Source organism: Rhodococcus sp. PvR044, assembly GCF_040548995.1.
In the GTDB taxonomy this organism is placed as follows: Bacteria; Actinomycetota; Actinomycetes; order Mycobacteriales; family Mycobacteriaceae; genus Rhodococcus_G; species Rhodococcus_G oryzae.
This window is the reverse complement of the sequence record NZ_JBEPSX010000001.1, coordinates 1,332,124-1,342,783: the sequence shown is the minus strand read 5'-3', so window position 1 is coordinate 1,342,783 and position 10,660 is coordinate 1,332,124. Positions and strand designations below refer to the sequence as shown.

8 protein-coding genes and 1 pseudogene are annotated in these 10,660 nt (G+C 67.5%); 6 read left to right on the top strand and 3 right to left on the bottom strand.

Going from position 1 to position 10,660, the window contains the following annotated elements:
- Positions 1 to 194: 194 nt before the first annotated feature.
- Positions 195 to 1,259 (top strand): alpha/beta hydrolase, encoded by a 1,065-nt coding sequence (locus ABIC28_RS06145; RefSeq protein ID WP_097211290.1) that lies wholly within the window; start codon positions 195 to 197, stop codon positions 1,257 to 1,259.
- A 100-nt stretch (positions 1,260 to 1,359) separates the two neighbouring features.
- On the top strand, positions 1,360 to 2,364 hold the full coding sequence (locus ABIC28_RS06140) for an iron-siderophore ABC transporter substrate-binding protein (protein ID WP_209926179.1): 1,005 nt from the start codon (positions 1,360 to 1,362) through the stop codon (positions 2,362 to 2,364).
- 11 nt (positions 2,365 to 2,375) lie between these two features.
- On the opposite strand, the gene ABIC28_RS06135 is transcribed toward ABIC28_RS06140, so the two are convergent.
- Entirely contained in the window at positions 2,376 to 3,311 is a 936-nt protein-coding gene (locus ABIC28_RS06135) for an aldo/keto reductase (RefSeq protein ID WP_354577924.1), read from the bottom strand.
- 74 nt (positions 3,312 to 3,385) lie between these two features.
- Here ABIC28_RS06135 and ABIC28_RS06130 point away from each other — a divergent pair, with 74 nt between their 5' ends.
- From ABIC28_RS06130 to ABIC28_RS06115, 4 genes and pseudogenes are all read left to right on the top strand, one after another.
- Entirely contained in the window at positions 3,386 to 3,985 is a 600-nt protein-coding gene (locus ABIC28_RS06130) for a TetR family transcriptional regulator (RefSeq protein WP_354577922.1), read from the top strand.
- Between the two features lie 110 nt (positions 3,986 to 4,095).
- Positions 4,096 to 4,320, top strand: coding sequence for a PLDc N-terminal domain-containing protein (locus ABIC28_RS06125; RefSeq protein ID WP_269588090.1), 225 nt, complete (start codon positions 4,096 to 4,098; stop codon positions 4,318 to 4,320).
- Between the two features lie 447 nt (positions 4,321 to 4,767).
- Positions 4,768 to 5,610, top strand: a pseudogene (locus ABIC28_RS06120) (HNH endonuclease signature motif containing protein); the annotation flags it as partial.
- Positions 5,538 to 6,983, top strand: coding sequence for a sugar porter family MFS transporter (locus tag ABIC28_RS06115; protein ID WP_097211282.1), 1,446 nt, complete (start codon positions 5,538 to 5,540; stop codon positions 6,981 to 6,983). The pseudogene ABIC28_RS06120 and the gene ABIC28_RS06115, both read left to right, overlap by 73 nt.
- Positions 6,984 to 6,999: 16 nt before the next feature.
- Here ABIC28_RS06115 and ABIC28_RS06110 read toward each other — a convergent pair whose 3' ends face one another.
- Both ABIC28_RS06110 and dxs read right to left on the bottom strand, forming a co-directional pair.
- Complete coding sequence (locus ABIC28_RS06110) at positions 7,000 to 8,622, bottom strand: amidase (RefSeq protein ID WP_097211281.1); 1,623 nt, start codon at positions 8,620 to 8,622, stop codon at positions 7,000 to 7,002.
- A 38-nt stretch (positions 8,623 to 8,660) separates the two neighbouring features.
- On the bottom strand, positions 8,661 to 10,592 hold the full coding sequence (gene dxs / locus ABIC28_RS06105) for a 1-deoxy-D-xylulose-5-phosphate synthase (RefSeq protein ID WP_097211280.1): 1,932 nt from the start codon (positions 10,590 to 10,592) through the stop codon (positions 8,661 to 8,663).
- Positions 10,593 to 10,660: the final 68 nt, after the last annotated feature.

Below are 10,660 nucleotides of genomic sequence, written 5' to 3'. Positions count from 1 at the left end.
CCGCCAGGCGGGGCGGGGCGGGGGGCGGCGGGGGGGGGTGGGGGCGCCCCCCCCCCCCCCCCCGGGGGGGGGGGGGGGGCCCCCCCCCCCCCCGCGCCCGTTTCGCTGGGTCTCGCCGCCGTTACAGCGTTATGGTGCAGGGTGCCCGTGAACGGCGGCTGTGGATGGCCGCACCGACGAAAGGCCATAACAGAATGCGAGTCAGACGTCTCAGGGGTGGGAGGGCCGTCTCGAGGCTCAAACGCTCGATATTGGTGTCAATGGCGATCGTGCTACCGCTCGGGGTGTCGGTAGCAGGTCCCGTTGGCACCGCGAACGCGGCGTTCGATCCGAACTTCGGTTACGACTTCTGGGTCAACTCCGACATGGGGCCGATCAAGTCACGGATCTTCCGCGCGGCCGACGGCAACACCAATCGTGTCGTGTATGCCCTCGACGGGATGCGCGCCCGCAACGACCTCAATGGTTGGGAGATCGAGACCAACGTCGCCCACGCGCTGACCGCCGCGAACATCAACGTCGTGATGCCGGTCGGTGGAGAGTCGAGCTTCTACGCGGACTGGAACGCGCCGAGCACCTGGGGCCCGGGAGACCTCGGTTCCTCCACCGGCAGCTCAAGCGGGTCGTCGGGGATGGGCAGCTCGGATGCCGCGGCCGACGCCGACGGAAAGGTCAACACCTACAGGTGGGAGACGTTCCTGACCCGACAGCTGCCGAGCGAGCTGGCCAAGCGGGAAGGGTTCAGATCCACCCGCAACGGCGTGTTCGGTCTGTCCATGGGCGGCAGCGCCGCGCTGACCCTCGCCGCGTACTTCCCGCAGCAGTTCAGCTTTGCAGGCTCGTACTCCGGCTTCCTCAACAACTCCGCGCCCGGCATGCGTGAAGCCCTGCGCGTCGCGATGATCTCCGCCGGCGGCTTCAACATCGACGCGATGGCACCGCCGTGGGGTCCACAATGGCTCCGGATGGATCCGTTTGTGTTCGCGCCACGCCTCAAGGACAACAACACCCGCCTGTGGATCTCCTCCGGCAGCGCGCTCCCCGGCAACGGAGACGTCAACGATGCACTCGGAATCGTGCAGGCAGTTCCGTTGGAGGCGTTGGCACTGGCCAACACCCGCGCGTTCGAGGTCCGGATGGCCACCATCGGCGCAGGCAACGTCCACTACGACTACCCCGCCACGGGAGTCCACAACTGGAAGAACTGGGAGGACCAGGTCTACCGCATGATTCCCGACCTGTCGGCCAACATCGGTTGAGTCGTCCATAGGGTTCACCTCTCGGATCCGCGCCCCAGGCACCTCGCCCGGGGCGCGGACCGGTTTCCGGAGCCAATAGAGTTAGGTTAGGCTCCCCTTTATGCGTTCACTCTTTCGTCTCGGCATCGCCGCCCTCGCCGCCACCACCCTGGTCGGCTGCGCCTCCGACACCGCAGACTCCGGCGACGCCGTTGCCGGCGACGGCACCTACCCGGTGAGAATCGAGAACACCTTCGGTACCACCACCCTCGAGGCGAGGCCGGACCGACTCGTCACCATGGGCTGGAACGCCCAGGATGTGCTCTACGCGCTAGGCCTCACGCCCGTGGGCCAGCCGAAGTACGTGTACGGGGCCAACCCGAACGGCGTGATGCCGTGGGCCGAGAAGTACTACGACGCGGACAAGACCACGCTGTTCGACGACCCGCAGGCAGGCGAGCCGTCCATCGAGACACTGGCCGCCCTGGCCCCCGACGCGATCCTGGCGCCGTACGAGGGATTCGACCAGGCCTACTACGACAAGCTCAGCCGGCTCGCCCCCACCGTCGCGTATCCGGGCAAGGCCTGGCAGACGACGTGGCAGGACCAGACCAGCATCATCGGTGAGGCGGTCGGCAAGCCAGACGAAGCGCAGGGCCTGATCGACGGGCTGGGGAAGACCCTGGCCGACACCGGATCCCAGCACCCCGAGTTCGCGGGAAAGACCCTCGCGGTGGTGAATTTCGACACCGGCGCGGGTGAGGCCAACGTCTACCTGCCGACGGATCCGCGGGTCCAGGTGCTCACCGAGCTCGGCTTCGTGAACGCCCCCGGCGTGGAGAAGCTCGCCGCGGCCAACGAGAGCGGCAAGTTCTACCAGGACATCTCGTTGGAGAACGTGCACGACATCGATGCGGACGTCATCGTGGCCTTCACCGACGGCGCGACAGATCCGCTCGGCAACCCGGCCATCGCCTCGCTCGGGGCGGTTCAGCGCGGCTCGGCCGTCCTCCTCAGCGATCAGCAGGTCATCGCCGGACTCAGCAACGTCAACGTGCTCAGCGTCCCGTGGGTGCTCGACAAGATCGTCCCGCAGCTGTCGGAGGCCGCGCAGCGCGCCGGCTGAGGTCTCGCTACCTACATGCGACCGCCGACGCCACCCGTGGGGGCGATCTGGTCGATGATCGCGAGATCGTCGGGAGTCAGGTCCAGTTCGGCCGCGGTGACGTTCTGGCCGACGCGCTGCGGGTTGCGGGATCCCGGGATCGGCACGATGTAGTCGTCGCGGGTCAGCAACCACGCCAGTGACAGCTGCGCGAGCGTGGCGCCCTTGCTTCCGGCAAGTGCGGTCAACTCGTCGACGATGGCGATGTTGGCATTGAAGTTCTCGGGCGCCCACCACGGGATGTACTGACGGAAGTCGTTGGCGTCATATCTCTCGCGGGAGGCCACCGCGCCGCTGAGGAAGCCCCGAGCCAGCGGTGAATAGGCGACGAATCCGATACCGAGCTCCTCGAGGACGGGAAACAGGGGTTCGACGTCGCGCGCGAAGATCGAGTACTCGGTCTGCAGCACCGAGATCGGGTGTACCGCGTGCGCGGCGCGGATGGTGGACTCGTCCGCTTCGGACAGCCCCAGATATTTGACCTTGCCTGCCTCGACGAACTCTTTCATGGTGCCGATCACGTCCTCGATCGGGATGTTCGGGTCGGGGCGATGCTGGTAGAGCACGTCGATCGTGTCGACGCGGAGGTTGCGCAGGCTGGCCTCGACCACCTCCCGGATGTGCTCCGGGCGCGAGTCGAGACCGAAGGAGCGGGTGAAGCCGAACTTCGTCGCGATGACCACGTCGTCGCGGATCGGTGCGAGCGCCTGTCCGAGCAGTTTCTCGCCTTCGCCCCAGCCGTACATCTCGGCGGTGTCGAACATCGTCACGCCGAGCTCATGGGCCTTTCGGATCGCGGCGATCGACTCGGCGTCGTCGGTGGGGCCATAGCCCGTGGCGGTACCCATCGCCCCATAGCCGAGAGCGGCAGCGGCCAGGCCCTGACTGCCGAGAGTGCGGATGTCCATGATGAAGCCCTTCTGTTGTCACAACCAGTCATAGCTGTCAGTCTCTGACACTTCCGGCACTGTACGCTTCCATCGTGGAAAGCTCATCGAATCCGGGCCTGCGCGACATCACGCGCAGGGCCGTACGCGCACGGATCGCCGAGGTCGCGATAGACCTGTTCGCCCAGCAGGGTTTCGATGCGGTCACCGTCGAGCAGATCGCCGCAGAGGTGGGCATTTCGGCCCGCAGCTTCCACCGCTACTTCCCGGCCAAGGAAGACACAGTCATCGGCGACCTCATCCCCTGGGGTGAGTTCGTCCGCGACGCCTTCGCCGCGCGGCCGGCCGATGAACCGGTCTGGGATTCTCTGCGTGCCTCCTTCGAAGCCCTGCTGACTCAACCGAACAGGGACGAACAACGAACCAAGCGAACCATGCGCGTTCTGACGAGCGCGGCCTCCCTACGCGCCCGCAACCTCGAGAAGCACCTGCTGTGGGCAGGTCTGCTCACCCCGCTCGCGAAGGAGCGACTAGCCGGCGATCTCGCAGTACTGCGAGCACAGACACTTGTACAGGCGTCGCTGGCCTGCTTCGACGTTGCGCTGACCGCCTGGGCCGAGCCCGACGAGACCAAGGATGCCGTGGAGCTCCTTCGTCAATCCTTCGCCACGCTCGCGCCCAGAAATCCTACGTAGGGCCGACCACCGCGCTCTACGTCCCGTGAAGCCAGGCCACGGGCATTTGACCACACCCCCACTGCGCGAGATCGTGAATCTCATTCGGTCGACCAGGGGGGGACTTCGCGATGGACACCGAGCCAATGGTGCCGATCGGATTCGATATCGCTTGGACGACAATGGTGGCCGTATGGGCGATCTTGACGATCACGGCGCTCGTACCCGTTCTCAGGCCCGACCATGACCGTTGGGGAGAGAAGTTCTGGTGGTCCGCGCTCATTGTGGCGCTCCCCGTCGTCGGCGCCCTCGCATGGTTCGCATCCGTCGCCAACCGTCGCCGACTTGTTCGTTGACGCCCGCACACCAGCCCCCCATCGACAGCGAGCACGCCCGATCGATCATCGGACTCGTCCTCAAGGTCCCCGACTACACCTCCGACATCAAGAACTCCGCGAACGGCGGAGACTTCGACGACCCCGCCGCCGAATGCGCCGGCCAATGCACCAAGTACCTCGTCACCAACGGCGCCAGGGAGAACGCCGAAGACACCCGCAGGCGGGTCGCCGCGCTGGTCTCGATGCTCCAACCCGGACGACACGACACCGCCCGACGACGAGAACGAGAGACTCAACGAGTTCTTCGCCTCCCGTGCCGCCGGTGGCCGGCTCCGCGTCAAGGGACACTTCGACAAGGCCACCGGCGAACAACTCATGACCGCCCTGTCCGCACTGTCCAAACCGCAACCCGGACGCACCACCACTAACGGTCAGCGCGAACCCGACTCCTGATCCGCACCCCAACGGCGCGCCGACGCCTTCGCGGACATCATCCGCTATTACCTCGACACCGGCGCCGCCCCAGGCGAAGGCGGCGAGAGACCCCACATGACCGTCTTCGTCGGCCTCGGCGATCTCGCCAACGCCACCCGCGGCACTGGCCCAGAACCCCGCGACTCAGGTCGCCCCGGGTCATCCTTCATCCGCCGCCGCCCCGCCTGGATGCCCTGGCTCGGACCGATCGGCCTACGCCTCGCCGTCACCGCCTCCTGCGACGCCTCCATCACCCCGATCGTCATGGACGACGACGGCAACCCACTCGACGTGGGCCACACCACCCGCACCATCCCCCGCCGACTCCGCCGCGCCCTCGACGCCCGTGACTGCGGATGCGCCTTCCCCGGATGCGGCCGCCCCGCCGCCTGGACCGACGGCCACCATATCCACCACTGGTCGGACTGCGGCGAAACGAAACTTACGAACACTGCTCTGCAGGTTCCACCACACCCTCATCCACAAAGGCGACTGGCAGGTCCACATCGGCAACGACCACCACCCTCCCCCAAGTACTCCATCCAGGGGGGACCCCCAGGTTCACCCCGCCGACCTGGATCGACCACCAACGAAATCCCATCCCCGCCCACAACCGAAGTCAGCTACTGCTCGCCTGCTGACCCCACCAACTCCCGGCGTTTATCGCCAACATCGCACCCGCATCGGCGTAGCGTCCACACTGTCTCGGGTGTTGCACGACGCAATGGGGCGTCGACCGCGGGACGCGCTAGGGGTCAGAGATGGCACAGAGCGACACCGCCTTCGGCGGCACCGGGTCGGGCGCGGCGAAGGCGGACGTCGCCCACGCCGTGATGTTCGCGGGAGCAGCCGCACTCGGCGGCTTCCTCTTCGGCTACGACACCGCGGTCATCAACGGCGCGGTGGGCGCCATCCGTGACAAGTACGACATCGGCGCCGCCGGAACGGGACTCACCGTCTCCCTCACACTGCTCGGGGCCGCACTCGGCGCATGGATCGCAGGCGAGTTCGCCGACCGCCTCGGCCGCATCCGGGTGATGCAGGTGGCCGCGGTGCTTTTCATCGTCGGCGCCCTCGGGTCGGCCTTCCCGTTCAGCGTCTACGACCTCACCGCCTGGCGCGTGCTCGGCGGCGTGGCGGTCGGCTTCGCGTCCGTGATCGCGCCCGCCTACATCGCCGAGATCTCCCCCGCCGCCATCCGGGGCCGCCTCGGTTCCATGTACCAGCTCGCCATCGTCCTCGGCATCGCCATCTCCCAGCTCATCAACTACGCGTTGTCCGAGTCTGCGGGCGGGGCGAGGGGCAAGCTGGCGGGAGTCGAGGCCTGGCAGTGGATGCTCGCGCTCGAGGCGGTTCCTGCCGTGCTCTACCTGATCATGACCTTCACCATCCCCGAGTCCCCGCGGTTCCTGGTCGCCCGATCGCGTGACGAGGATGCCCGCAAGATCATCTCCAGGCTGGAGGGCGGCGACCACGATGCGGTCACCGTCCGGATGAACGAGATCCGCGATTCGCTGAGCGAGCACCGGACCAAGACCACTGTCCGCGAACTGTTCTCGAAGCGGCTCGGGGTGGCGCCCCTGGTCTGGGTCGGCATCGCCCTCGCCGCGCTCCAGCAGTTCGTCGGGATCAACGTGATCTTCTACTACTCCAGCACCCTGTGGCAGGCGGTCGGATACGGCGAGGACAGGTCACTGTTCATCAGCGTCGTCAGCGCAGGCGTCAACATTCTCGGCACCTTCGTCGCGATCGCGGTCATCGACCGGATCGGTCGCAAACCGCTGCTGCTGATCGGCTCAGTGGGGATGGCCATCTCACTGGCCATCACGGCGGTGTGTTTCCACACCGCCACCATCACCACCGACGCGGACGGCGACTCGGTTGCGACCCTCAGCGACACCAACGGCATGATCGCGCTCCTGGCTGCCAACGCGTTCGTGTTCTTCTTCGCCTTCTCCTGGGGCCCCGTGGTCTGGGTCCTGATCAGCGAACTCTTCCCGAACCGGGTCCGCGCCGCCGCGGTCGGCGTCGCCACGGCCGCCAACTGGGTCGCCAACTTCCTGGTCTCCTCGACCTTCCCGACGCTCGCGGACTGGAACCTCTCGCTCACCTACGGCGGGTACGCCGCGATGTCCGCGATCTCGTTCTTCGTCGTGCTGCGTTTCGTCAAGGAGACCCGGGGACGCACCCTGGAGGCGGCCGGCTAACCACCGGCGCCGAACGTCAGATCCGGTCGGTGGCCGTCGTGGCGACGATCCGGAACGCGGCCGGGGCGGCGTCGGTGTTGGTCGGGTCGGGACCCTCCCCCGGTGTGCCGACCGAGACCGCCGGGATCTGACGGGGGGCACCGGACAGCGTCGCCATCTCCCGCCAGATCGGTTGCGCCTCCTGGAGTTCGAGGGCCATCGCGATCAGCCCGGCCTCGTCCCACGGCCGCCCGCCGAGCTGAACGCCGAACGGGATGCCCGTCTCAGCCGATCGGCCCGCCGGAATGCAGAGTGCAGGCGCGCCACTGTAATTCGCCCACTCGACATCGCCGACCACGTTCTCCGGACGCTTCACACCGTCCAGCTTGGTGCCGGGAAGCAGCACACAGTCGAGCCGGTTCTCCGCGAGCATCCGGTTGTACGCACGCTGATACTCGGCCCGTGAGCGCTGGAAGTCCCAGTACTCGGAGACCGGTGCGGCCAACATCGCGATGGCGCCGCCCATCATCGCCGCCGACATCGGCTCGTAATCGGCTGTTCGGTCGGAGAACTGGCGGTGGTAGGCGCCGGCCTCGATGTAGTCCCCCGGGAGCATTCCCTCCGGCAGCGGGGGCATCTCGACACCCACGATCTCCCCACCGAGCTCGCGCACGAGTCCGATGAATCCCTCGAAGACCGCGGCGAGTGCGCCCGGCAATGCCTCGCCGACTCCGTTGGGAAGACCGAACCGCTTACCCGCCAGAGGATTCCGCCCGCCGCGCGCGACCAGAGAGTATCCGCCCTCGGGCAGGGTGGGCGCGGTCGCGGTCACAGGGTCCTGCGGGTCGAATCCCGCCATGAAGCCGAGCAGCAGTGCCGCATCGGCGATGCTGTGGCCGATCGAACCGACGTGATCGCGGCTCCAGATCCCGGGGATCACGCCGTAGCTGCTGCACAGACCATAGGTGGGCTTGATGGCGCTCACCCCGCACACTGACGCGGGCAGGCGAATGGACCCCCCGGTATCCGTGCCGGTGGCGAGCGGCGCGAACCGCGCGGCCACCACGGCAGCACTGCCGCCCGAGGAACCGCCGACGGACGCCGTTGTGTCCCATGGGTTTCCGACCTGCGGGGTACACGATCCGATCGCGAACTCGTGGGTGTGCGCGTGCCCCATCAGGACCATGCCCGCCTCGCTCAGGCGCTGAACCACGGTGGCGGTGCCCGCGGCGATGTTGCCCTCGAGCACCCGGCTCGACGCCGTCAGCGGCAGACCCTCCACCGCGAACAGATCCTTCAGCGCGATGGGCAGGCCGCACACCAGGGGCGCCGCGCCGTTGCGCGCGACCTCGGCGACGGAGAGACGCTGGGCAGCCCGGTCCGCCTGCTCATACGCCAGCTCCGGGTAGATCCGAACCCAGGCCGACACCTCGCCGTCCAGGTCCGCGCTGCGAGACAGGTACGCGTCCAACAACTCTCGGGGATGCAGCTCGCGGGACTGCAACAGGCTCGCCGCCTCGACCGCGCTCAGCAGAGCAGGATCCGTCGTGGCGATCGAACCCGACGTACCGGCCCGCTCCCCTCTCGCCAAAACGACTCCCAGTGTGCTCATCCGGACCCTCTCGCCGTCAGAACGCGGACGAGACAGAGCGGTACCCATGCGAAAGTTCCCCCAATTGGTTAGCGATTTGCACCAATCTAACTGATTCGCGGGTTACGCACTTCCAATTCAGACTTTTCGGGCGCGCCCGGACGCACACCGACGACCCAGCCGGTAATCTGGCGGGCCAGATCCTGTGCGGTGAGACCGAGTTCCTTGAGGATCTGATCCCGCGAGGCGTGGTCCAGGAATCGTTGCGGCACACCGACATCCCTCGAGGGTGTGTCCACCCCTGCGGCGCGCAGGGCCGCCGAGACACTGGAACCGATGCCGCCGTGCACTCCGCTGTCCTCGACCGTGACGACCATGCGGAAGCCCTCGGCGAGAGAGACCAGCGCCTCGGGTACCGGCAGCACCCAGCGCGGGTCGACGACCGCGGCACTGATGCCCTGCTGCTCGAGCCGGACGGCCGTCTCAAGCGCCACCTCGGCGAAGGGGCCGACGGCGACGATCAGTACATCTCCTGTGCCCGCCTCCGGCATGCGCAGCACGTCCACCGTGCCGCCGATCCGCTCGATCGCCGGGATGTCCTCGGCAACAGCACCCTTCGGGAATCGCAGGGCTGTCGGGCCGTCGTTGACCGCGAGCGCCTCCGCGAGCTCCTCTCGCAACGAGGCCGCATCCCTCGGCGCGGCGACGCGGATGCCCGGCACGATCCCGAGCAGCGAGAAGTCCCACATGCCGTTGTGACTGGCGCCGTCCGGACCGGTGATCCCCGCCCGGTCGAGCACGATCGTCACGGGCTGGTCGAGCAGCGCCACATCCATCAGCAACTGGTCGAACGCGCGGTTGAGGAAGGTCGAGTACACCGCGACCACCGGGTGCAGCCCGCCGAGGGCGAGGCCCGCAGCGGAGGTGAGCGCGTGCTGTTCGGCGATACCGACGTCGAACATCCGGTCGGGGAACCGCTCGCCGAAGGCCGCGAGGCCGGTCGGCCCCGGCATGGCCGCGGTGATCGCGACGATGTCCTGGCGGCGCTCGGCCTGGGCGACGAGCTCCTCGGAGAACACCGAGGTCCAGTCCGCGGCGGGCTCGGAACTCGACCGCCCGGTGAGCGGATCGATGACACCGGTCGAATGCATCTGATCGGCGACGTGGTTCTCCGCGTGGGCGTAACCCATGCCCTTGCGCGTCACGGCGTGCACGATCACCGGTCCACCGAAGGACTTCGCCCGTCGCATCGCCGACTCGAGGGCGGCCTCGTCGTGGCCGTCGACCGGACCCAGGTACTTGATGCCGAGGTCGGTGAACATGACCTGCGGGCTCACCATGTCCTTGATCCCGGCCTTCATGCCGTGCAGGAGTTGGTACGCGGCGCGCCCCACCCACGGCATCTTCTTGACCATGCGTCGGCTGTTGTCGAGGACCTTCTCGTAGCCGGGCTGCAGCCGCAGCGCCGCGAGGTGATCGGCGAGCCCACCGATGGTCGGGGCATAGGAGCGGCCGTTGTCGTTGACGACGATGACGACCGAGCGATTGCGGCCCGCCGCGATGTTGTTGAGTGCCTCCCAACACATTCCGCCGGTCAGCGCGCCGTCGCCGACCACGGCGACCACGTGCCGGTCCTGCCCGGTCAGCTCGAAAGCCTTCGCCAGACCGTCCGCGTAGGACAACGCGGCGGAGGCATGGGAGGACTCGACCCAGTCGTGTTCGCTCTCGGCGCGGCACGGGTAGCCGGACAGCCCACCCTGCTTACGCAGTGAGTCGAACTGGTCCATCCGGCCGGTGACCATCTTGTGCACGTAGGCCTGATGGCCGGTGTCGAAGATGATCGGGTCGGACGGCGAGTCGAAGACGCGGTGCAGCGCCAAAGTGAGCTCGACAACGCCCAGGTTCGGCCCGAGGTGGCCGCCGGTGGCGGAGACCTTGTGCACGAGGAATTCACGGATCTCCGTGGCGAGCTCCCGCATCTCGGCGGGGCTCAGCGCGCGCAGATCGGTGGGCGCCTGGATTCGAGAAAGGACACCCAACGAGATCGCTCCCTCCAGAGACGCAGCAAAAACTGCGTGAACACGGCGTCGACACCGTGCCGACCGAC

What these genes read in the sequence shown, in the direction of transcription:
- ABIC28_RS06135 (WP_354577924.1), bottom strand. Translation starts at nt 3,311, where the DNA reads ATGGACATCCGCACTCTCGGCAGTCAGGGCCTGGCCGCTGCCGCTCTC.
- ABIC28_RS06115 (WP_097211282.1), top strand. Translation starts at nt 5,538, where the DNA reads ATGGCACAGAGCGACACCGCCTTCGGCGGCACCGGGTCGGGCGCGGCG.
- ABIC28_RS06110 (WP_097211281.1), bottom strand. Translation starts at nt 8,622, where the DNA reads ATGGGTACCGCTCTGTCTCGTCCGCGTTCTGACGGCGAGAGGGTCCGG.
- ABIC28_RS06125 (WP_269588090.1), top strand. Translation starts at nt 4,096, where the DNA reads ATGGACACCGAGCCAATGGTGCCGATCGGATTCGATATCGCTTGGACG.
- ABIC28_RS06145 (WP_097211290.1), top strand. Translation starts at nt 195, where the DNA reads ATGCGAGTCAGACGTCTCAGGGGTGGGAGGGCCGTCTCGAGGCTCAAA.
- ABIC28_RS06140 (WP_209926179.1), top strand. Translation starts at nt 1,360, where the DNA reads ATGCGTTCACTCTTTCGTCTCGGCATCGCCGCCCTCGCCGCCACCACC.